Origin of the sequence: Lelliottia sp. WB101, from assembly GCF_003051885.1 — a bacterium.
Lineage (GTDB): Bacteria > Pseudomonadota > Gammaproteobacteria > Enterobacterales > Enterobacteriaceae > Enterobacter > Enterobacter nimipressuralis.
On sequence record NZ_CP028520.1, the window covers coordinates 1,331,885 to 1,353,354 of the forward strand.

A 21,470-nucleotide genomic window follows, 5' to 3' on the forward strand; every position below is an offset into this window, starting at 1 on the left:
ACTAAATTACCTGGGTATAATAATACGCCCATCGGAAAAGGGCTACAAGGTACGACACAAACACCATACCTGAACCGTCGCTGCGCCGCTTTGCAAAAGCAGTCGGGAAAGCTCCGCCACGGTGCTGCCGGTTGTGACGACATCATCCACAATCGCGATATGGCGCCCCTTGACCGCTAAATCAAGGCGAAAGGCATTTTTTAGATTTCTTTTGCGCAACCGCGCGCTTAACCGGTGCTGAACGGCCGTTGCGTGTGTGCGTTTTAACGCGTCCGGTTGCCAGTCACAGCGTAACCAACGGGCAAGAGGGCGACACAACAGGTCGCTCTGATTGTAGCCGCGACGCCAGTGGCGTCGACGGTGCAACGGCACGCTGATAAGAAGATCCACGGCTGGTAACCCCCGTGAGCGCCGGGCCTGCAAAACGGCGAGTATCAGCAGGCGCGCCAGCGGCCCCGCCAGCTGCGTCTGACGAGAAAACTTAAACTGGTGGATCAGGCTGCTCAGGGGCTGAACGTAATTATCGACCGCCACCAGATCGCCCCACGGCGGCGGTTTTTGCAGGCATCGCCCGCAGGGGATATCGACGCGCGTTGCGGATAAACCGCACTGGGGGCAGCAGGGAGGGCGGCGCTCGAAGGCGCGCGTGCAGACGGAGCAGATCCCCCAGCGGCTCATCCTGAGCGGCATTCGGCATAGCCAGCACAAGCCGGGCACTGATAGCATGGGCAACTTCCTTGTTAAAAAAGAGAATCCTAACCGATGAACAATCTTTGGTGGCAGACCATGGGCACGGGAAATGTTGATCTTGTGCTGCTGCACGGATGGGGGCTGAACGCTGAAGTCTGGCATTGCATTCAGGAGGAACTGGCCTCGCAGTTTACGCTGCATCTGGTGGATCTGCCGGGATTTGGCCGCAGCCACGGGTTTGGCGCGATGCCCCTCGATGAGATGGCCCGGCATGTTCTGGAACGTGCGCCGCAAAAAGCGATCTGGCTCGGCTGGAGCCTGGGCGGGCTGGTGGCGAGCCAGATAGCCCTGACGCACCCGGAGCGCGTTCAGGCGCTGGTGACGGTCGCATCATCGCCTTGCTTTGCGGCACGGGATGAGTGGCCGGGTATCAAGCCGGAGGTGTTGGCCGGTTTCCAGCAGCAGCTGAGCGAAGATTTCAAGCGGACGGTTGAGCGCTTTCTGGCGCTGCAAACTCTGGGAACCGAAACGGCGCGTCAGGATGCGCGAATGCTCAAAAACGCGGTGCTGGCACTTCCCATGCCGGAGGTTGAGGTGCTTAACGGTGGGCTGGAAATTCTGAAAACCGTCGACCTGCGTGAACCGCTGGCTGCGCTTTCAGTGCCGCATCTGCGAATCTACGGTTATCTGGATGGCCTGGTGCCGCGCAAAGTGGTGCCGATACTGGATGCGTTATGGCCGAACAGCGAATCGAAGGTCATTGCCAAAGCCGCACATGCGCCTTTCGTCTCGCACCCCGAGGCGTTTTGCGACGCGCTAACGGCGTTAAGTCAGCGTTTAAACTGATTATTTACTGATCCACCTGGAAAAAGTTTCATACCGCAACAATACTTCAAATATCGTTGCGGAAGTTGAGCCTACGATAATCAAAACTACAAACCTACGGAGAGTAATGGTTATGAAACTTGTTACGGGAATTGTTACATCACTGGTTATTGGGTCTCTGTCATTTGGCGTATTTGCAGCGAAAGAGCTGGAAAAAGACAAAGTTAAAGAGATGAATCTGACCAAAATTGGCGAGATTACGACCTCAAATACGACTGCGCCAATGGATGCACGTAAAGAATTATCGAAAAAAGCCGATGAGCTGGGCGGTACATATTTTGTGGTGACCAGCGCGAACAAAGGTGAGAAAAACGTTCATGCAACGGCGGAAGTGTATAAATAACAGTATTACCGGGCGGCATACGCTGCCCGGCAAATCGTATTAGCGCAGCGCCCACCACTCACGTAAGCAAGCTTTGCCTTCCGGACAGCTTTTGCAGCTACCCGTCAAACAACCCTCCGCATCTTCCTGAATCCGCACGGCTTTACCCATCGCTTCCATTCGTTCGAGCATAGCATCGATCATCGGCTGCGGCGTATGCAGGGAAAGGCTCAACTGTCTGGCCTCCATTCGCCCCTGAAGAGCCAGTAAATCCCGAACCTGAATCATCGATGCCATCATCTCACCTCTTAGTGGCAGTCGCCCGCAGGGCTGTTACAGCAGTTTGCCGCAGTTTTATTCGTGGCCAGCAGGTCGACGTTCACGCGGCTACGGGCGCGGCGCAACAGGCCAATCAGCACGACGTTGAACAGCACCACCGCCAGAATGCACACCAGACTGTAGCGCGGATGCTGGCTGAAGTTAGCCGCCTGGTAGAAGACGGTTGCCAGCGAGTAAGCGATGTTCAGCCCCCAGAGGACCGAGAAGCCCATCCAGCCGCGGCTGGATTCGCGGGCAATGGCCCCCATCACCGAAATGCACGGGATGTAGAGCAGGACGAAAATCAGATAGCTATACGCCGCTGAAGGGCTACCAAATTTCTTGCTCATCACACCCATCGCACCGGTGGCCATTTCGCCGTCGCCTTTGCTGGCTTCGATAGGGTTTGCCAGTACGCTCAGGCTGATGGTGTCTTTCAGGCTCTGCCAGGTTTCGTCCACGGCGCTGAGCAGCTCGTCACCGAGATGGAACTCAGCCGGGTTAAACTCCTCTTCCTGAATATTTTCCGCCGTATAGAGCGTGTTGAGCGTGCCGACCACCACCTCTTTCGCCATCGCACCGGTAAACAGCCCGACGGTGGCCTGCCAGTTATCTTCGTGAACGCCAATCGGCTTGAACAGCGGCGTGATGACGCGACTCACGGAAGCCAGCGCCGAGTCGTTGATGTTATCTGCCGCCTGGCCGCTGAGGGTAAAACTGTTCAGCGCGCTCAGGAAAATACTGACAATGACGATCACTTTACCGGCGCGCAGAACGAAGCCTTTCAGGCGCTGCCAGGTCTGGATCAGCAGGCTTTTGATATGCGGCACGTGGTAAACCGGCAGCTCCATCACAAACGGCGACGCTTCGCCGCGCATGATGGTGTGCTTGAGCATCAGGCCGGTGAGAATCGCCATCACAATCCCCAGCAGGTAGAGGGAGAAGACCGCCAGTGCACCTTCCTGACCAAAGAACGCCGCCGCAAAGACCGCGAAGATCGCCAGACGCGCCCCGCAGGACATAAACGGCGCCATCATGATGGTCATCAGACGCTCACGCGGAGCATCCAGAGTACGTGCGCCCATCACTGACGGCACGTTACAGCCAAAGCCGACAATCAGCGGGACGAAGGATTTGCCCGGCAAACCGAGCGCCTGCATCAGGCGGTCCATCACGAACGCCGCGCGGGCCATATAACCGGAATCTTCAAGGAAGGAGAGGAACAGGTACATCATGCCGATCTGCGGCACTAGCGGCAGAACAGTGTTTATCCCGCCGCCCAGCCCCTGGGCGAGGAAAATCGTCAGCCACTCCGGGAAATGCAGGGTGTAGCCCAGCCATTGCAGGCCGTGAATGAAGATCGCAACCGAGCCGACATCGAACAGTGGCTGCAGCGCACCGCCAATGTTGATGGCGAGCAGGAACATCACATACATCACCAGCAGGAAGATCGGCAAACCGAGGAAACGGTTCAGAACGATTTTATCCACCGCTGCGGTGAAACGGCTCGGCTCGGCGGTCAGGGTATTGCTGACCACTTCGCAAATGGCCGCGATGCTCTGATAGCGCGCATCGGCGATATGCAGCGCCGGATCGTCCAGCTCGTCGCTCAGGCGTGCCAGCGACATCTCCAGGCTCTCTGCGGCGTCGCCAGCGTAGCCCCGGCTATAGATATCGCCTTCCAGCATTTGTAGCCCAAGCCAGTTGCGCTGTTTTTGTGGCATCGCGTTGTTCATCTCTCCGGCCAGAATGCTGGCCTCGCGCACCAGCGGCTGCGGATAATGAACCAGCTCCAGATCGGTATTGCCCGTATGGCGATCGACCGCCAGCTTCAGGGCATCAATCCCGCGCGCGCGGGTCGAGACCAGCGGAATGACCGGGCAGCCGAGACGGGCGGAAAGCGCATCGATATCAATGCGAATTTTTTGCTTCTCGGCGATATCGAGCATATTCAGCGCCACGATGCACGGAATGCCCAGCTCCAGCAGCTGTAACGTCAGGTAGAGGTTACGCTCAAGATTGGAGGCATCGACAACGTTAATCAGTAAATCCGCATCGCCGCTCAGAATATAGTGACAGGCAATCTGCTCATCGAGAGAGGTCTGGGACGAAATGGTGGTGAGTGAATAGGTGCCTGGCAGGTCAACAAGGGTGACCTGATGATCGATTGTTGAAAACTGGCCTTCTTTACGTTCTACCGTGACGCCCGCCCAGTTACCGACTCGCTGACGCGCACCCGTTAACTGATTAAATAAGGTTGTCTTGCCGGAATTAGGATTACCAATTAAGCCAATGGTTAATTTTTTCATTGTTTTAGACTCGGTATAACTGCTGGCGGTTTATCGGGCTAAAGCTTCGACTTCTAATAAGGCGAGGTCTTTCTTACGCAATACCAGATTGACGCGACGGGTTTCGATATGAATGGGATCGCCCAAAGGTGCAATGCGAACCACCTGGAATGATGATCCTGGCAGCATGCCTAACGACAGCAGTTTTTGACGATACGCCGGGCTAATTTCGCGGGCAAAACCGGTAATTTTCCAGGCACTGTCTGGTGTGAATTGCATAGAGGCCACTTTTACCGAAGGTTAAATAATCAACAGGTTCATGATAATGAGAATGGTTTCTATCAGCAATATTTAAAATGTGACGGGATGTTCATATGAGAGGTAAATCGAGGACTGTTTGACCTTGCTCAATATTTATTGAGATGGAGCGTCAGGGATGAATAATTAATTTGTTAACTAAGTGATAATCGATGGTTTAAATATGGATATGCAATCGGTTCCATATTTAATAAATAATGAGTGAGTACATTCTTATTTATTTTAACTTTGTGGGGTCTGATTGCCGGGCGGGAACGTGTTTGCCCGGCCAGGGGATACACAGGCCGGGCAAATGTATTTAACGTTAGCGCTTCTTGCCCATCGCGGCGGCCAGCGCATCCATCATCGCGCTGTTACCGGCAGGCTGCGCCTGAGGGCGAGGTTTCGCGGCTTTCGCGTTTGGACGCGATTGCTCACGCGCACCACCTCCGTTGCTGCGGCGGGCGTTAGTTTCGCCTGGCTGCTCGTCGAGACGCATCGTGAGCGCGATACGCTTACGCTGCATATCCACTTCCAGCACTTTCACCTTCACGATATCGCCCGCTTTGACCACGGTGTGCGGGTCTTCCACGAACTTATCCGCCAGCGACGAGATATGCACCAGGCCATCCTGATGGACGCCGATGTCGACAAAGGCACCAAAGTTGGTGACGTTGGTGACCGCGCCTTCCAGCACCATGCCCGGCTGCAGATCCTTCATCGTCTCCACGCCTTCGGCGAATTTCGCCGTTTTGAACTCAGGGCGCGGGTCGCGGCCTGGTTTTTCCAGCTCTTTGATGATGTCGGTTACGGTCGGCACACCGAATTTGTCGTCGGTGAAATCGACAGCTTTCAGATCGCGCAGGTTGGTGCTGTTACCCATCAGATCTTTCAGGGCCTGCTGCGTGGCGGCCAGAATACGCTCCACGACCGGATAGGCTTCCGGGTGAACCGTAGAGGCGTCCAGCGGGTTATCGCCGTGGTTGATACGCAGGAAGCCCGCGCACTGCTCGAAGGCTTTCGGTCCCAGGCGGCTCACTTTCAGCAGTTGCTGACGATTCTGGAACTGGCCGTTCTCATCGCGCCAGGCAACAATGTTCTGCGCCATCATGCGGGTCAAGCCCGCCACGCGGGTGAGCAGGGCGACGGAGGCGGTATTCAGGTCCACGCCGACGGCGTTCACGCAGTCTTCCACCACCGCATCCAGACGACGCGCCAGCTGAGTCTGGCTGACGTCGTGCTGATACTGGCCCACGCCGATGGATTTCGGATCGATTTTCACCAGCTCGGCCAGCGGGTCCTGCAGTCGACGGGCGATAGAGACCGCGCCGCGCAGGGAAACGTCCAGATCCGGGAACTCGAGCGCCGCCAGTTCGGACGCGGAATAGACCGACGCACCGGCTTCGCTGACGATCACCTTCTGCGCGGTCACTTTCGGGAACTGCTGCTGCACATCGAGGAAGAAACGTTCGGTTTCACGGGAGGCGGTGCCGTTACCAATCGCCACCAGCTCAACGTTGTATTTTTCACACAGGGCGGCAACCACAACGGCGGCTTTCGCGGCCTGGCCGGTGTGTGGATAGATGGTGTCGGTCGCGACCAGTTTGCCGGTGCCATCGACGACGGCCACTTTCACGCCGGTACGCAGGCCCGGATCGAGACCCATCGTTGCGCGCAGACCCGCCGGGGCGGCCATCAGCAGATCATGCAGGTTACGGGCAAAAACATTGATCGCTTCGTCTTCTGCGCGCTCGCGCACGGTGCCCATCAGTTCGGTTTCGAGGTGCATCAGCACTTTGATGCGCCAGGTCCAGCTCACCACGCCTTTGCGCCAGCTATCTGCCGGGGCGTTATTCAGGCGCAGGCCGAGATGGTCAGTAATAATCTGCTCGCAGTAGCTCTCTTTCGGCGGCTCGTCGAACTGCGGATCGGCATTGAGAGAGAGTTGCAGCACGCCTTCGTTGCGGCCACGGAACATGGCCAGCGCGCGGTGCGATGGGGCGGTTGAAATCGGTTCATGGTGATCGAAGTAGTCGCGGAATTTCGCGCCTTCCTCTTCTTTACCGCTCACGACGGTAGAGACGATGTGGGCATTTTTCCACAGGTAATCACGCACTTTGGAGAGCAGCGCGGCGTCTTCGGCAAAACGCTCCATCAGAATGTAGCGCGCGCCATCAAGGGCGGCTTTGGTGTCGGCCACGCCTTTTTCTGCATCGATAAATTTCGCGGCTTCCGTTTCGGGATCGTGCGACGGCGTCGTCCACAGCAGATCGGCTAGCGGCTCGAGGCCTGCTTCAATCGCAATCTGCCCGCGGGTGCGGCGCTTAGGTTTGTACGGCAGATAGAGGTCTTCCAGCTCGGTTTTGCTCATTGTGCCGTTGATGGCACCTGCCAGCGCATCGGTCAGTTTGCCCTGTTCGCCAATGGATTTGAGAATAGCCTGGCGACGGTCTTCCAGCTCACGCAGGTAGCCCAGACGGGTCTCCAGGTTGCGCAGCTGCGTGTCATCCAGACCGCCGGTGACTTCCTTACGATAACGTGCAATAAACGGCACGGTGTTCCCTTCATCAAGCAGACGAACGGCAGCTTCTACCTGTTCGGCTCTGGCCTGAAGTTCACCCGCAATAATGCGGCAGAGCGAATCTTTCATCATGGCTTTGTCATCTGGTTTGTCGAAAAACAGGGGATAGTTATACGGACTGGCACGGCAAAATGCCAGTCGTGGAGGGCGCTCTCGGACTATTTAACGTACTCGATTTCGTTGACGTACCAGCTGGCTTCCCCGGCAGGTGTCTGGACGACGGCTAAATCGCCGACCTCCTTTTTCAGCAGCGCGCGGGCCATCGGCGAGTCGATCGAGATGTAATCCTTACGACCAAAAATTTCATCGTAGCCGACAATGCGAAAACGCCGGGTCGCGCCGTCATCGTTCTCGATCTCTACCCATGCGCCGAAGAAGACTTTGCCTTCCTGCTGTGGCGAATAGTCAACGATTCGCAGGTTCTCGAGGCATTTAGTCAGATAACGGACCCGGCGATCAATCTCGCGCAGGCGTTTTTTATTATACTGATAGTCAGCGTTCTCGCTGCGGTCGCCAAGACTGGCTGCCCAGGTCACTTTTTTGGTCACTTCCGGGCGCTCTTCCCGCCAGAGGTAATCCATCTCTTTTTTGAGTTTTTCGTACCCTTCGCGGGTGATCAGCGGCGTTTTCATGGGATGACCTTTAAGACTCTACTCAATGACAGGCATTACGCACATTACGTACCACATAGCTTACCAGACAGGATTAATAATGATTTATGTGATGAAATGTGCAGATAAGCTCCTGTTAAATATGCTTTGTAACAATTTCGACTAGAATTTATACCAGATTTAGCTGGTCGTAGACGTGCACTTTTTTAGAATACGTACTGAAACACTATCCGGGCCTTTGGGAGTACATACAATGCAAGAGAACTATAAAATTCTGGTCGTGGATGACGACATGCGCCTGCGTGCGCTGCTGGAGCGTTATCTGACCGAGCAGGGCTTCCAGGTTCGAAGCGTGGCGAACGCCGAGCAAATGGATCGCCTGCTTACCCGTGAATCGTTCCACCTGATGGTGCTCGATTTAATGCTTCCTGGCGAAGACGGGCTCTCCATCTGCCGTCGTCTGCGTAGCCAGAGCAACCCGATGCCGATCATTATGGTGACGGCGAAAGGGGAAGAAGTTGACCGTATCGTGGGCCTGGAAATTGGCGCCGACGACTACATTCCTAAACCGTTTAACCCGCGTGAGCTGCTGGCGCGTATCCGTGCTGTACTTCGTCGTCAGGCGAACGAACTGCCGGGCGCACCGTCTCAGGAAGAAGCGGTGATTGCCTTCGGTAAGTTCAAGCTGAACCTCGGTACCCGCGAAATGTTCCGTGAAGATGAGCCGATGCCGCTCACCAGCGGTGAATTTGCGGTGCTGAAAGCGCTGGTCAGCCATCCACGTGAGCCACTGTCTCGCGACAAACTGATGAACCTGGCACGCGGTCGCGAATACTCCGCCATGGAGCGTTCCATCGACGTACAGATCTCCCGTCTGCGCCGTATGGTCGAAGAAGATCCTGCGCATCCTCGTTATATTCAGACCGTCTGGGGTCTGGGCTACGTCTTTGTGCCGGACGGTTCTAAGGCATGAAGCGAATGCGCTTTTCACCGCGCAGCTCGTTTGCCCGTACCCTGTTACTGATCGTCACCCTGCTGTTCGTCAGCCTGGTGACGACGTATCTGGTGGTGCTGAACTTCGCGATTCTGCCAAGCCTGCAGCAGTTTAATAAGGTGTTAGCCTACGAAGTCCGTATGCTGATGACCGATAAACTGCAGCTTGAGGACGGCACGCAGCTGGTGGTGCCTCCGGCGTTCCGCCGTGAGATTTATCGTGAGCTGGGCATTTCGCTGTACTCAAACGAGGCGGCGGAAGACGCAGGCCTGCGCTGGGCGCAACACTACGAATTCTTAAGCCAGCAGATGGCGCAGCAGCTGGGCGGCCCAACGGAAGTGCGCGTTGAGGTCAACAAAAGCTCGCCGGTCGTCTGGCTGAAAACCTGGCTGTCACCCAATATCTGGGTGCGCGTCCCGCTGACCGAAATCCATCAGGGCGATTTCTCGCCGCTGTTCCGCTACACCCTGGCGATCATGCTGATGGCGATAGGTGGCGCGTGGCTGTTTATCCGAATACAAAACCGACCCTTGGTCGATCTTGAGCATGCGGCCCTGCAGGTGGGGAAAGGTATTATTCCGCCGCCGTTGCGCGAATACGGTGCTTCTGAGGTGCGTTCGGTGACGCGCGCGTTCAACCATATGGCGGCAGGGGTGAAGCAGCTGGCAGACGATCGTACGCTGCTGATGGCGGGCGTGAGTCACGATCTGCGCACACCGCTGACGCGCATTCGCCTGGCGACAGAGATGATGGGCGAGGAGGACGGTTATCTCGCGGAGTCCATCAACAAGGACATCGAAGAGTGTAACGCCATCATCGAGCAGTTCATCGATTACCTGCGTACCGGTCAGGAGATGCCGATGGAGATGGCAGATCTCAATGGGGTACTGGGCGAAGTGGTGGCCGCAGAGAGTGGTTACGAGCGTGAAATCGATACGGCACTGCAGCCGGGCGAAATTCAGGTGCGTATGCACCCGCTCTCCATCAAGCGCGCGGTCGCCAATATGGTGGTCAACGCGGCGCGCTACGGCAACGGCTGGATCAAAGTCAGCAGCGGCTCCGAACTGAATCGCGCCTGGTTCCAGGTGGAAGATGACGGTCCGGGGATCAAGCCTGAGCAGCGTAAACATCTGTTCCAGCCGTTTGTACGCGGCGACAGCGCGCGCAGTACCAGCGGCACCGGATTAGGGCTGGCGATTGTGCAGCGTATTGTGGATAACCATAACGGTCTGCTGGAGATTGGTACCAGCGAACGAGGTGGGTTGAGCATCCGCGCGTGGCTGCCGGTTCCGGTGACGCGGGGGCAGGTGAAAGAGAGTTAAAAAAAGCCGGGTGGCGTTACGCTTACCCGGCTTTCTCATGCTCTATAGTTCGGGTGAGCGCAGCGCCACCCGACACTATTTACAGCTTCGGTCCCGCACTCACCAACGCCGCACCTGCTGGCGTATCGGTGTACTTCTCAAAGTTCTCAATAAACAGCTTCGCAAGGGCTTCTGCCTTCTCCTGCCACTGTTCCGGTGAGCCGTAGGTATTACGCGGGTCGAGGATATGGGTATCCACGCCCGGCAACGCCGTTGGGATTGCCAGATCGAACATCGGCAGGGTGAAGGTTTCCGCATCGTCCAGCGAGCCATCGATAATCGCGTCGATAATGGCGCGGGTATCTTTGATGGAAATACGTTTCCCCGTTCTGTTCCAGCCGGTGTTCACCAGATAAGCTTGCGCGCCTGCAGCCTGCATGCGTTTCACCAGCACTTCTGCGTACTGCGTCGGGTGCAGCGACAGGAACGCCGCGCCGAAACAGGCGGAGAAGGTTGGGGTTGGCTCCGTCACACCGCGCTCCGTACCCGCCAGTTTCGCGGTGAAACCCGACAGGAAGTGATACTGCGTCTGGCTGGCCGTCAGGCGAGAGACCGGTGGCAGCACGCCAAAGGCATCGGCGGTCAGGAAGATCACCTTCGAGGCGTGGCCCGCTTTGGAAACTGGCTTGACGATGTTATCGATGTGATAGATCGGATACGACACGCGGGTGTTTTCGGTCTTCGAGGCATCGTCAAAATCAACGGTGCCATCGGCAAGCACGGTGACGTTTTCCAGCAGCGCATCGCGGCGGATAGCACCGTAAATGTCCGGCTCGGCTTCAGCCGACAGACGGATCGTTTTGGCGTAGCAGCCGCCTTCGAAGTTGAACACGCCGTCGTCGTCCCAGCCGTGTTCATCGTCGCCAATCAACCGGCGCTTAGGATCGGTGGAGAGGGTGGTTTTCCCGGTCCCGGAGAGACCAAAGAACACGGCCACGTCACCGTCTTCGCCCACGTTAGCGGAGCAGTGCATGGAGGCAATGCCCTGCAGCGGCAGCAGGTAGTTCATCACCGAGAACATGCCTTTCTTCATTTCGCCACCGTACCAGGTGCCGCCAATCAGCTGGACGCGCTCGGTCAGGTTGAAGGCAATGAAGTTTTCCGAGTTCAGGCCCTGCTCTTTCCACTGCGGGTTGGTGCATTTCGCGCCGTTCATGACGATGAAATCAGGCTCGAAATCCTGTAACTCTTCATCGGTCGGGCGAATAAACATGTTTTTCACGAAATGCGCCTGCCAGGCGACTTCGGTGATAAAGCGAACGGAGAGGCGAGTGTCGGCATTGGCGCCACAGAAGGCATCAACAATAAACAATCGCTTGCCGGAGAGTTGATTCGTGACGAGTCCTTTCAGATGCTGCCAGGTTTCCTGGGAGAGCGGCTTGTTGTCGTTCTTCCCTTTGCCCTTATCTGCCCACCACAGAGTATCGCGGGTAGTGTCGTCACGGACGATATACTTATCTTTCGGCGAACGGCCGGTAAAAATCCCGGTGTCCACGGCGATAGCACCAGTGTTCGTCAACACACCTCGCTCGTATCCTTCCAGTGCTGGATTGAGCTCTTCCTGATACAGCGTATCGTAATCGGGGTTGTAGACGATTTCCTGGACGTCGTTGATACCATAAGCCTTGAGATCTTGCGGGGTTAAGTCTTTAACGCGCATGTCACTGCTCCTTAGCCAATATGTACTGCCTGAAATTGTAGGGTTTTTCTTAGGATGTTAACCGCGACGGGGCTCATAGATTTACGTATCTGGACAAAACCCTTCCTGACGGAAAACGCTGTGACTCCTGTCACGAAGCAGGGCGGATTATCGCAGGATTCGCTTTTTTGTGGGGGGAAATGTTCTCAAAAGGTTAAAACATGGAGTATTTAACCGGAAGAATGTGAATGTAATCGCATACATGTAAGAAAGTTACGTAAGGATTACATTACGAAAAACGATTCAGCTTAAAAGGGAATTTTCCCCCTCACCGGGCGGGAGGGGGAGGGCATCAATGAACCTGCGGATCCGCCGGGGAGGCGTTGTTGCGGATCTCGGCGATATCCATCGAGTTGAACACGTAGTGAGAACCACAGTAATCACAGTTCATATCGATTTCGCCATCTTCAGCCATGATGCTGTCGATCTCTTCGTCCGGCAGAGTACGCAGCGCGCCTGCGCAACGTTCACGGGAACAGGTGCATTTGAACTCCACGTCCTGCGGATCGTAAAGCGTCACCTCTTCTTCGTGGTACAGACGCCACAGCACTTCATTCGCAGGCAGCGTAAACAGCTCTTCTGCTTTGATGGTTTCGGTCAGTGTCGCCAGATGCTCGAAATCGTTGCCCTGTGCGTTCTGGGCAGGCAGAACCTGCAGGAGCATACCGCCCGCCGCCAGTTGACCGTCCACTTCACCGGTGCGGATAAACAGGCGCGTTGGCAGCTGTTCGGAACGCAGGAAGTAATCTTCCAGGCACGCGGCCAGCGTATCGCCTTCCAGACCCACCACGCCCTGATAGCGCTCGCCTTCTTCTGGCGTAATGGTGATCACCAGGAAACCGTTGCCGACCAGTGTTTTCAAATCAGCACCTTCCGGCACCTCACCCTGCACGCGCGCCACACCGCGCATCTGCTGCTGGTTATTGCCGTTGATCACCGCCAGGGTCATCGGGCCGTCGCCCTGCAGCTGCACGGTGATATCCCCTGCAAACTTCAGCGTCGCTGTCAGCAGGCTGGTCGCCACCAGCAGTTCGCCAAGGATGTTTTTCACCGGCTGAGGATAGCTGTGGTTTTCGAGGATCTGTTTCCAGGTTTCGGATACCGTCACCAGCTCGCCGCGAACGGCAAATTGCTCAAACAGATAGCGATGTAATTGGTCGTGTTGGGACATAATTTTCTCTCTTTAAACGGCGATTACTCGTGTTCGCCGTGTTTAAATTTCATCAGATCGCGACGTTCTTTTTTATCCGGTCGCCTGTCCGGATGCGGCATGGTGAGGGCATTCATCTTGCGAGCCAGCGCCACTTTCTCGCGCTTTTCAACGCTTTCTGCCGTCTCTTCATACATCAGAACCGCTTCGGCAGCCGGGCGACGATGCTCGGTAACGGCTTTAACGATCACCGTGCGTTCATCGTTTCCCTGGCGCAGGGTCAGGGTGGCATTCAGTTCGACAAGTTTACTTGGCTTGCTGCGCTGCCCGTTGTAGTGCACCTTTCCCCCGTCGACCATTTCACGGGCCAGCGCGCGCGTTTTATAAAAACGGGCGGCCCACAGCCACTTATCCAGTCTTACCCCTTCGGAGGGTTTTTCTTTCATGGCGTCTCCTTCACGGTGAGTGAGGGGATCATTCGGCGATAGTCGTTCAGCGCCGGATGCCGCAGATAGCTTTTATCCGCCAGGCCGGAATCAGGATTCGTCACGCCCAGACAATAGCGAATACCAAATTTTGCCGCCGAATCCAGAATCGGTTCACTGTCATCAATGAACAAGGTTCTTTCGGGCTGTAAACCGGTCTCTTCCGCCACGGCCTGCCACAATCGCTGATCCTCTTTCGGATAACCAAATGTGTGGGTGGAAAGTAATAAATCAAGGTGCGACGCTAACCCGGTATGTTCGAGCTTTACCGCCAGATTGTGCGGATGCGCGTTGGTCAGCAAAATGCGTCGCTTGCCGCTCGCTTTTAGTGCACCCAGAAACGGCACTGTATCGTCGCGCAGCACCGCGTTCGGCCCCTGGGCGGTGGTCATAGCGCAGATATCCAGCCCGAGCTTTTCGCTCCAGTAATCCAGGCAGTACCAGTTTAGCGTATGCTGCACGGCGTGATACTGCTGGCGAATATAATCCTGCGCTTCTGCCGGAGTGATGCCCTGCTGCGCGCCATAAGTTTCAGGCACCAGCTTTTGCCAGAAGTGGGTATCAAATGCGAGATCGAGCAGCGTGCCGTCCATATCCAGCAGGACGGTATCAACGTCCTGCCAGGCAATATCAAGATGCATGAGGGGAACTCTCCAGCCAGAAGAAACGTGCGCGACAGGGTAGCATAACTGTCGCGCAGCGGTATTATCCGATCAGGCTGTCAGGCGCGGGGATGAGCTGCGGGTTGAGGCAGTTCTCGTAGTACTGCTGGATCTCGGCAAGACGCGTTCGCGAGCGCTGGTAGCGGCGCAGGGCGGCAATCCCGTTCCAGATAATGCACACCAGCATTGCCAGCATCAGCAGGGTGGTGCCGATATAACGCCACAATCCGGCGCTGTCCGGCATACGGTGCAGGTCAACGTGGCGCGTGCCGTTGGCGTCCGTGAAAATGCCCGTCACAATCCCTTCGGCACTGAACGGCGTTTGCATCAGCATCTGCGCCAGGCGCTGGAATTCGCCCCACTGATCCTGGGCCGGATAATCATACAGGGCCACCGGCGGGTAAGGCTGGTCGACCAAATCGCTGCCCTCGTCGCTGACAATCACAAACCCACCCGGTGCCGGGCTGTTTAACGCCTGGGCCGCGCGGGTGGTTTCCCGCATCACAAACGGTGCGGTGGAGGTGGTCACCAGATTCTCAAGCGATTCGGCACTCACCGGGCGCAGCAGAACGTTTACGCCATCGAGACGCCCTGCGTCAGCGCGTTTCACCAGCGCTTCCCAGTCTTTGCTGTTCCCGAGATTCACCAGCGCGTTTTTGAGACGTACACACTCATCTTCCGCAGAGCATAAATCCTGGGTTTTCATCACGATGTCGCCAAAATCATCCAGCAGCACCATTCCGGATTTCTGAATCGCGGCGCGCAGGGACTGGCTTACACGGGAGTTGTCTTCCGGCTTTGGATGAAGCTGGCGGCTCAGCGCCTGCGTCAGGGCTGTCGCTTTGCTGACCGTGTCTGATTCCGGCAGCGGCAGCGGTGGGGCGTCGTTCCAGATAATTTGTGAGCAATCAAACGGCGTAAACGGTGAATTCTGCCGCGTGTTCCAGGTGCCAGGCGCATGGATATTACACATGCCCGTTCCTTTCAGCTTCAGCGTATCACCCACGCGCACACCGGCCTCTTCCAGCTGATTAACGCTGGTGGCTTCAATGGTTTGTGCGCCTTTTATCCAGGAAAGAGTGAATTTGATCGGCATATCGAGCGGCACCAGCAAAATCAGCATCGCCAGCACCAGCGCAGCGCCACCGGCGATGACGGTACTGCGCAGCCAGTGCTGCAGCGGGAAGTTTTTCACTTCATCATGAAGCGATAAGAAACGGCCCTGACGCACGACGTGGCGGTCGAGGTAAATATCGATATCGGTTTTCTGCCCTAAATCCTGGGCGATCCACGGCTGCCAGTGGCGGGGATAGATCAGGTCGATAATCCCGAGCGAAATGTTGTTGATATGCTCCTGATCGTTCTCGCCGAACAGGCCCCAGCGCTTTGGCGTACCGCGCAGGCAGTGAATTTCACGTAGCGCGGTTTTGGCCGGTTTCGCGAACAGTCCCCATAGGCCTGCGGCCAGCAGCAGAACGGCGCCGCCTGCGAGCCACGGTGCGAAGACGTCGGGCGTCATCAGGCAGAAGAAAAAGAGCAGGAAGGCGGCAACAATAAGGACCGCTTCACGAATGCCGTCCGGGCGGCTGAGGGCGTACTCTTCGTGGGTTTCCTGACGAATATTCAGCAGTTCGATCTGCTCGGTCTCTTCGCCGCGAATGGACGCCTGCGTGCCGCTGGTGCGTTCCAGCGCAAAGCGCGGCGCTTCCTGAACATATTCGCTCAGCGTATGGCCATTCAGGGCAATCACCAGCGGGATGGAATCCGTATGGATCAGCTCAACGCTATTTTCGTCATTAATATATTGTTCCCAGAACGGCGGCAGATGCACCTCGACGGAGTCGAGATAGTAGCGCCATTTATTGGGATCGTCGGTGTTAATACCGTAGCGGGTGATCGAGCGCGTCACGCAGAGCACAGTATCGCTTTGCGCGTTCAACGTCAGGGAGATGGGCGCGGTGCTGGCGCCGGTCGGGCCTGGCGTCTGCAGGACACGGTTCAACGTATCAAGGTAATTTTCAATCGCGCTGCGCTCTTCAGGTGCGAGTTTGCGCGTGGTGGCTCCGGCAAAGGCGTTTAAAAAAGGCAGACGGTATTGCCGTTGTGCCCGACGCCTGAATAACCACCCTGCGAGCAATGCGCAGGCCAGCATAGCAACGAAAATTATTAGAATGGTGCTCATGCTTTCCCCATCTTACTTATCTTCAGGTGTTGTCAGTTGCACCCTTTACCGTGAATGAGTCTCTGTGGTTGGCTATCGGCAAGTATGGAGTCGAACTTGAGCGTTTTGAAGCGCATCCCAGTGACCGGAGATAATAGCAAAGGCAGCGAAGGCGGGATATCAGCAAATTCCTGGAGTTATTTCAACCTCTTGACTTTTGTTGTGAAATGAGGATTAACTCACGATACGTTGCAAAAATGTAAATAAAGAGCGATTGACATTGCCGAAACCGTGCGGCGTATCGCACAATGCACTCAGTTCACACAGCAAAGACCCATCAAGATGAGCAAACCCTTACAAAAGCCCACCATTCTGAATGTTGAAACCGTCGCCAAATCACGCCTGTTTACGGTGGAAAGTGTCGACCTGGAGTTCAGCAACGGCGTGCGTCGCGTATATGAACGTATGCGGCCCTCCACGCGCGAGGCGGTGATGATCATCCCCATTGTGGACGATCACCTGATCCTGATCCACGAATATGCGGTGGGCACAGAATCCTATGAGCTGGGTTTCTCGAAAGGGCTTATCGATCCCGGTGAAACCGTTTTTGAAGCGGCGAATCGCGAGCTGAAAGAAGAGGTGGGTTTTGGCGCGAAAGATCTGACGTTTTTGAAAAAGCTGAGCATGGCGCCGTCCTATTTCTCCAGCAAAATGAATATCGTGCTGGCAGAAGATCTCTATCCGGAGAAGCTGGAAGGGGATGAGCCTGAGCCGCTGCCGCAGGTGCGCTGGCCACTGGCGCATCTGATGGATCTGCTGGAAGAACCCGATTTTAACGAAGCGCGTAACGTGAGTGCGCTGTTCCTGGTGAGGGAATGGCTGAAAGGACAGGGTCGGCTGTAGCGCGTAAAAAAACCGGGTGAGGTATTAAGCTTACCCGGCCTGGATTGTTAAAAACGGCAGCCCCAGGGCTGCCGTTTTGCATTTTACTTCTTAGAACAGCTCGTGCGTTTCGCCGTTATCGATAAGCTCGGTTCCCACCTCATGCACTGCCTGTGTGGTCGGCTGCGTGCCTTCGATGAAATACTCTGCCCGGCTGTTACCACCGTTCGCTAACTGACCGGTGCTGCGATCGATATTCACCGTCACGATACCTGGCGGAGGGGTAAGCGGCTGCTCTGGTACGCCCTCAAGAACCGCTTTCATGTAAGCGTCCCAGGCTGGCTGCGCACTCTTCGCTCCACCTTCGTAACCCGAAATCTGATCTTTAATCGCGCCGGATGCCGTTGTGCGACCTAAATCGCGGCGGTGATCGTCAAAACCGATCCACACGGAGGTCACCACGCCCGGGCCGTAACCCGAGAACCAGGCGTCTTTCGAGCTGTTGGTGGTCCCGGTTTTACCGCCGATATCGTGGCGCTGCAAATCACGCCCCGCACGCCAGCCCGTACCCTGCCAGCCCGGTTCCCCAAAGATGTTGGTGTTCAGCGCGCTTTTGATCAGGAACGACAGCGGCGTGTTGATCACGTGCGGTGCATACTCCTGCGCGCCGCTTTGGGCGACCAGCGCCTGGTTTGCCTGCTCAAGCTGCGGCTGCGGAACGACGGCGTTTTGCTGCTCCTGCGACTGAGCAACGTCTTCCATATCTTTGTTATCCAGCACGTTTGATTTTGGCGTATCGCCATAAATCACCGGAATATCGCACTCCGGGCAGGCGATTTTCGGTTTCGCCTCAAACAGCACGCCGCCCTGATCGTTTTCAATCTTGCTGATGAAATACGGGTCGACCAGGAAGCCGCCGTTAGCCATCACCGAGTAACCGCGCGCCACCTGCAATGGCGTAAAGGAGGCGGAGCCGAGAGCCAGCGATTCCGTATGCACAATATTTTGCGCCGGGAAGCCGAAGCGCTGCAGGTACTCTGCCGCGTAATCGACGCCCATTGCGCGCATCGCGCGAACCATCACTACGTTTTTGGACTGCCCCAGACCCTGGCGTAAACGGATAGGGCCAGAATATTCCGGAGGGGAGTTTTTCGGCTGCCAGTCGGAACCGGCACCCGCATCCCAGCGTGAAATCGGTACGTCGTTGAGAATACTCGCCAGCGTCAGACCTTTATCCATCGCCGCGGTGTACAGGAACGGTTTGATGTTCGAGCCGACCTGGCGCAGCGCCTGCGTCGCGCGGTTAAATTTGCTCTGGTTGAAATCAAAGCCGCCGACCAGCGCCATCACGGCACCGTTTTGCGGATTGATCGACACCAGCGCGGAGTTCACGTCGGGAACCTGCGCCAGCCACCAGGCGTCGTTCACCTGACGCACCCAGATTTGCTGTCCGGTTTGCACCGCATCGGTCACTTTACGCGGCGTCGGGCCTTGCGCTGTATCAGAGCGATACGGACGCGCCCAGCGGATACCGTCCATGCGCAGCGACACGGAGGTGCCGTCGGCCATCATTGCGGTGGCTTCCTGTGGGTCGGCACTGGTGACGACTGCCGGTAACAGCGGCCCGTAGGTCGGCAGCGTTTTCAGGGAGTCGATGATTTTTTTGCTGTCCCATGCGCTTTCGCCCACTTTCCACAGCACGTTCGACGGGCCACGGTAGCCGTGGCGCATGTCGTAATCCATCACGTTGTTACGCACCGCCTGCTGTGCCGCCTGCTGCACTTTGCGGGTGATGGTGGTGGTGATCCGGTAGCCATCTTCATACGCCTGCTCGCCGTAACGGCTGACCATCTCCTGTCGAACCATTTCGGTCAGATAGGGGGCGGAGAAGGCGATTTCCGGCGCGTGATAGTTGGCGTCGATGGCGTCGTTGCGTGCCTGATCGTACTCAGTCTGGCTGATGTAGCCTTCGCTCAGCATGCGCGACAACACCACGTTACGACGCGCAGTGGCGCGGTTGAGGGAGTAGAGCGGGTTGAACGTTGACGGCGCTTTCGGCAGACCGGCAATGGTCGCCATCTCGCTTAAGGTCAGCTGATCGACAGGTTTACCGAAATAGACCTGCGCTGCTGCACCTACGCCATAGGCGCGATAGCCCAGATAGATCTTGTTGAGGTAAAGCTCAAGGATCTCGTCTTTGCTCAGCAGTTGCTCGATGCGAATGGCAAGGAACACCTCTTTGATCTTACGCGTCAGGGTTTTTTCCGGGCTGAGGAAGAAGTTACGCGCCAGCTGCTGCGTGATGGTACTCGCCCCCTGAGAGGCACGACCAGAGAACAGCGCGACGCTGGCGGCACGGAAAATCCCCACCGGATCGACGCCATGGTGTTCGTAAAAACGGCTGTCTTCCGTGGCGATAAAGGCTTTCACCATCACCGGCGGAATCTGGTTAAGGGTCAGCGGGATACGTCGTTTTTCGCCGTACTGGGCGATCAACTCGCCATCGGCGCTATAGACCTGCATTGGGATCTGGAGTCGCACATCACGCAGTGTGGCGACATCGGGTAGTTGCGGCTCAATATATTTGTACAAACCATAAATCGAGCCTGCTCCCAGCAGAATGCAACAGACTGCAAGGATCAATAAATACTTTACGAACTTCACTGGAGATTTCCCATTTAGTTTCACTTGGGCAGTTTCTAAACAATCGCGCGGTAGTATAAAGGCAAGCCTGAAGCATTGATAGAGCCGTCACCTGACGGGCGATAAGGAGATCGTGAAGTATGGCTTTCAAAACGTGGCGAACAGGTTTTCATCTTCAACAAGATAGCGTTCTGGCTGTCTCAGTCACCCAGGAGCGCACCGGGTGGTGTCTGCGCCGCTGGTGGCGTATCCCGCTACCGGCGGGAATTATCCGCGACGGGAAAATTATCCAGCCGGAACAACTGGTTGCGGCCCTAAGGGACTGGAGTCAGGCACTGCCCCATTACCACCGCCTGTTTATCGCATTTCCGGCCGCCCGCACGCTACAAAAGACGCTGCCTGCTCCGGCGCTGACGTTGCGCGACAGTGAACAGGCGTCGTGGATCGCCTCTGCGATGTCCCGTGAACTGGAAATGCCGCCAGAAGCGCTGTGCTTTGACTATACGCAAGACACCTTTAGCCGTGCCTTTCACGTGACAGCCGCACAAAACCAGGAGGTGGCGGCGCTGTTAACGCTCGGGGAGTCGTTGCGTCTGCATGTGGCGGCGATCACGCCCGACGCTGCGGCGCTGGCGAATCTCCTGCCGCTTCTTGACCCTCCCGCGCAGTGCGTGGCGTGGTGCGACGGCCAGCACTGGCTATGGTCGATGCGTCACCAGTGGGGGCGAAAACGCGCGGATGAGGCGAAAGATGTGGCCGAGCTGGCGGCCCTGTTAGCGCTTAGCCCTGAGGATATCGCGCTCTTCGACGGCGCAGCGCGTGATCCTTTTAGCCTGCTGGCGCGTTCCCAGCCGCCACTGCCTGAATGTGGCGCGGATTTTACCGTTGCTCTGGCCCTCGCGATGGGAGAACTCTTCGAGTGACAACGACTAACTTTTTGCCGTGGCGACATCAGCAACAGCACGCCTGCTGGCGTTTTTGGGTATGGCTTTTTGCAGGCTCCGGCCTACTTTCCCTTGCCGTGATGATAAGCCTGCGAACAGGCGATGGGCTTAAGATGCGGGCGCTGGAGGCGCATCTAACGGGTGAGCGCGTGATTCAACAAAAGCTGCACGCCCACCGCGCGCAGTGGCAGGCGCTGCAGAAAGCACACCCGCAAACACCGCAAGCCGGAGTACAGCGCGCGAAAACACAGGCCTGGCAATCATCGTTGATTTCACTGGCGTCAGCGATGCCGGCGCAGGCGTGGCTGACACAGCTTCAGTACCAGAAGCCTCGGCTAATGTTGACGGGGTTTGCCGCGACACCCATCGCCCTTTCTGCACTGGCGGCGTCGCTCAGGCAACTGCCGGGTTTTATTCTCGGGCCTGCGGGTGAAATGCAGCAGGACGCTGAGGGACGCTGGACGTTCAGTTTTACCCTCACGAGTCAGGGGTGAACC

General features: G+C 56.6%; 19 protein-coding genes. 7 read left to right on the forward strand and 12 right to left on the reverse strand.

Translation table 11 applies throughout. From position 1 onward, the window contains the following. Nucleotides 1-42: 42 nt before the first annotated feature. Nucleotides 43-726: a DNA utilization protein GntX gene (gene gntX / locus DAI21_RS06180; protein ID WP_107702703.1), complete on the reverse strand. Its 684-nt coding sequence runs from the start codon at nt 724-726 to the stop codon at nt 43-45. A gap of 36 nt (nt 727-762) precedes the next feature. On the opposite strand from gntX, the gene bioH reads away from it, so the two are divergent. Both bioH and DAI21_RS06190 read left to right on the forward strand, forming a co-directional pair. Further along, nucleotides 763-1,536, forward strand: a complete 774-nt coding sequence (bioH, locus tag DAI21_RS06185; protein ID WP_107702704.1) for a pimeloyl-ACP methyl ester esterase BioH — start codon at nt 763-765, stop codon at nt 1,534-1,536. A gap of 112 nt (nt 1,537-1,648) precedes the next feature. Further along, nucleotides 1,649-1,918, forward strand: coding sequence for a YdgH/BhsA/McbA-like domain containing protein (locus tag DAI21_RS06190; protein ID WP_107704221.1), 270 nt, complete (start codon nt 1,649-1,651; stop codon nt 1,916-1,918). 39 nt (nt 1,919-1,957) lie between these two features. Here the strand turns inward: DAI21_RS06190 and feoC are convergent, their stop codons facing one another. The 5 genes from feoC to greB form a co-directional block, all read right to left on the reverse strand. After that, nucleotides 1,958-2,194, reverse strand: a complete 237-nt coding sequence (feoC, locus tag DAI21_RS06195; protein WP_100778591.1) for a [Fe-S]-dependent transcriptional repressor FeoC — start codon at nt 2,192-2,194, stop codon at nt 1,958-1,960. A gap of 11 nt (nt 2,195-2,205) precedes the next feature. Then, on the reverse strand, nt 2,206-4,524 hold the full coding sequence (feoB, locus tag DAI21_RS06200) for a Fe(2+) transporter permease subunit FeoB (RefSeq protein WP_107702705.1): 2,319 nt from the start codon (nt 4,522-4,524) through the stop codon (nt 2,206-2,208). A gap of 30 nt (nt 4,525-4,554) precedes the next feature. After that, entirely contained in the window at nt 4,555-4,782 is a 228-nt protein-coding gene (feoA, locus tag DAI21_RS06205) for a ferrous iron transporter A (protein WP_100778593.1), read from the reverse strand. 343 nt (nt 4,783-5,125) lie between these two features. Beyond that, on the reverse strand, nt 5,126-7,453 hold the full coding sequence (locus tag DAI21_RS06210; RefSeq protein WP_100778594.1) for a Tex family protein: 2,328 nt from the start codon (nt 7,451-7,453) through the stop codon (nt 5,126-5,128). A gap of 86 nt (nt 7,454-7,539) precedes the next feature. Beyond that, on the reverse strand, nt 7,540-8,013 hold the full coding sequence (gene greB, locus DAI21_RS06215; protein WP_100778595.1) for a transcription elongation factor GreB: 474 nt from the start codon (nt 8,011-8,013) through the stop codon (nt 7,540-7,542). A 232-nt stretch (nt 8,014-8,245) separates the two neighbouring features. Here greB and ompR point away from each other — a divergent pair, with 232 nt between their 5' ends. Beyond that, a complete protein-coding gene (gene ompR / locus DAI21_RS06220; protein WP_001157751.1) occupies nt 8,246-8,965 on the forward strand; it encodes a two-component system response regulator OmpR in 720 nt (239 codons plus the stop codon). Then, the gene (envZ, locus tag DAI21_RS06225) at nt 8,962-10,308 is read left to right on the forward strand and encodes a two-component system sensor histidine kinase EnvZ (protein ID WP_100778596.1); all 1,347 of its coding nucleotides are present in this window, start codon (nt 8,962-8,964) and stop codon (nt 10,306-10,308) included. Before ompR ends, envZ begins: the two co-directional genes overlap by 4 nt. A 79-nt stretch (nt 10,309-10,387) precedes the next feature. On the opposite strand, the gene pckA is transcribed toward envZ, so the two are convergent. From pckA to DAI21_RS06250, 5 genes are all read right to left on the reverse strand, one after another. Then, on the reverse strand, nt 10,388-12,007 hold the full coding sequence (gene pckA, locus DAI21_RS06230; protein WP_107702706.1) for a phosphoenolpyruvate carboxykinase (ATP): 1,620 nt from the start codon (nt 12,005-12,007) through the stop codon (nt 10,388-10,390). A gap of 331 nt (nt 12,008-12,338) precedes the next feature. After that, nucleotides 12,339-13,217, reverse strand: a complete 879-nt coding sequence (gene hslO, locus DAI21_RS06235) for an Hsp33 family molecular chaperone HslO (protein ID WP_100778598.1) — start codon at nt 13,215-13,217, stop codon at nt 12,339-12,341. A gap of 23 nt (nt 13,218-13,240) precedes the next feature. Further along, entirely contained in the window at nt 13,241-13,642 is a 402-nt protein-coding gene (hslR, locus tag DAI21_RS06240) for a ribosome-associated heat shock protein Hsp15 (protein ID WP_100778599.1), read from the reverse strand. Continuing rightward, the gene (gene yrfG / locus DAI21_RS06245) at nt 13,639-14,322 is read right to left on the reverse strand and encodes a GMP/IMP nucleotidase (protein WP_107702707.1); all 684 of its coding nucleotides are present in this window, start codon (nt 14,320-14,322) and stop codon (nt 13,639-13,641) included. The genes hslR and yrfG overlap by 4 nt, the downstream gene beginning before the upstream one ends. 64 nt (nt 14,323-14,386) lie before the next feature. Continuing rightward, nucleotides 14,387-16,525, reverse strand: a complete 2,139-nt coding sequence (locus tag DAI21_RS06250) for an intracellular growth attenuator family protein (RefSeq protein WP_100778601.1) — start codon at nt 16,523-16,525, stop codon at nt 14,387-14,389. Between the two features lie 321 nt (nt 16,526-16,846). Here DAI21_RS06250 and nudE point away from each other — a divergent pair, with 321 nt between their 5' ends. Continuing rightward, nucleotides 16,847-17,407 (forward strand): ADP compounds hydrolase NudE, encoded by a 561-nt coding sequence (gene nudE, locus DAI21_RS06260; protein ID WP_100778602.1) that lies wholly within the window; start codon nt 16,847-16,849, stop codon nt 17,405-17,407. A gap of 90 nt (nt 17,408-17,497) precedes the next feature. On the opposite strand, the gene mrcA is transcribed toward nudE, so the two are convergent. Continuing rightward, on the reverse strand, nt 17,498-20,050 hold the full coding sequence (gene mrcA, locus DAI21_RS06265) for a peptidoglycan glycosyltransferase/peptidoglycan DD-transpeptidase MrcA (RefSeq protein ID WP_102105333.1): 2,553 nt from the start codon (nt 20,048-20,050) through the stop codon (nt 17,498-17,500). Between the two features lie 119 nt (nt 20,051-20,169). Between mrcA and DAI21_RS06270 the strand changes: the two genes are divergently transcribed. Together DAI21_RS06270 and DAI21_RS06275 are read left to right on the forward strand one after the other, a co-directional pair. Beyond that, nucleotides 20,170-20,952: a DNA utilization protein HofM gene (locus DAI21_RS06270; protein WP_107702708.1), complete on the forward strand. Its 783-nt coding sequence runs from the start codon at nt 20,170-20,172 to the stop codon at nt 20,950-20,952. Then, nucleotides 20,949-21,467, forward strand: a complete 519-nt coding sequence (locus tag DAI21_RS06275; protein WP_107702709.1) for a PilN domain-containing protein — start codon at nt 20,949-20,951, stop codon at nt 21,465-21,467. The genes DAI21_RS06270 and DAI21_RS06275 overlap by 4 nt, the downstream gene beginning before the upstream one ends. Nucleotides 21,468-21,470 lie beyond the last annotated feature (3 nt).

Bases quoted from the DNA above. Each gene is read 5' to 3' on its own strand.
- DAI21_RS06270 (WP_107702708.1), top strand. From the start codon at position 20,170: ATGGCTTTCAAAACGTGGCGAACAGGTTTTCATCTTCAACAAGATAGC.
- yrfG (WP_107702707.1), bottom strand. From the start codon at position 14,322: ATGCATCTTGATATTGCCTGGCAGGACGTTGATACCGTCCTGCTGGAT.
- DAI21_RS06190 (WP_107704221.1), top strand. From the start codon at position 1,649: ATGAAACTTGTTACGGGAATTGTTACATCACTGGTTATTGGGTCTCTG.
- greB (WP_100778595.1), bottom strand. From the start codon at position 8,013: ATGAAAACGCCGCTGATCACCCGCGAAGGGTACGAAAAACTCAAAAAA.
- ompR (WP_001157751.1), top strand. From the start codon at position 8,246: ATGCAAGAGAACTATAAAATTCTGGTCGTGGATGACGACATGCGCCTG.
- feoB (WP_107702705.1), bottom strand. From the start codon at position 4,524: ATGAAAAAATTAACCATTGGCTTAATTGGTAATCCTAATTCCGGCAAG.
- DAI21_RS06250 (WP_100778601.1), bottom strand. From the start codon at position 16,525: ATGAGCACCATTCTAATAATTTTCGTTGCTATGCTGGCCTGCGCATTG.
- hslO (WP_100778598.1), bottom strand. From the start codon at position 13,217: ATGTCCCAACACGACCAATTACATCGCTATCTGTTTGAGCAATTTGCC.
- nudE (WP_100778602.1), top strand. From the start codon at position 16,847: ATGAGCAAACCCTTACAAAAGCCCACCATTCTGAATGTTGAAACCGTC.
- hslR (WP_100778599.1), bottom strand. From the start codon at position 13,642: ATGAAAGAAAAACCCTCCGAAGGGGTAAGACTGGATAAGTGGCTGTGG.
- feoA (WP_100778593.1), bottom strand. From the start codon at position 4,782: ATGCAATTCACACCAGACAGTGCCTGGAAAATTACCGGTTTTGCCCGC.
- gntX (WP_107702703.1), bottom strand. From the start codon at position 726: ATGCTATCAGTGCCCGGCTTGTGCTGGCTATGCCGAATGCCGCTCAGG.
- DAI21_RS06210 (WP_100778594.1), bottom strand. From the start codon at position 7,453: ATGATGAAAGATTCGCTCTGCCGCATTATTGCGGGTGAACTTCAGGCC.
- pckA (WP_107702706.1), bottom strand. From the start codon at position 12,007: ATGCGCGTTAAAGACTTAACCCCGCAAGATCTCAAGGCTTATGGTATC.
- bioH (WP_107702704.1), top strand. From the start codon at position 763: ATGAACAATCTTTGGTGGCAGACCATGGGCACGGGAAATGTTGATCTT.
- feoC (WP_100778591.1), bottom strand. From the start codon at position 2,194: ATGGCATCGATGATTCAGGTTCGGGATTTACTGGCTCTTCAGGGGCGA.
- envZ (WP_100778596.1), top strand. From the start codon at position 8,962: ATGAAGCGAATGCGCTTTTCACCGCGCAGCTCGTTTGCCCGTACCCTG.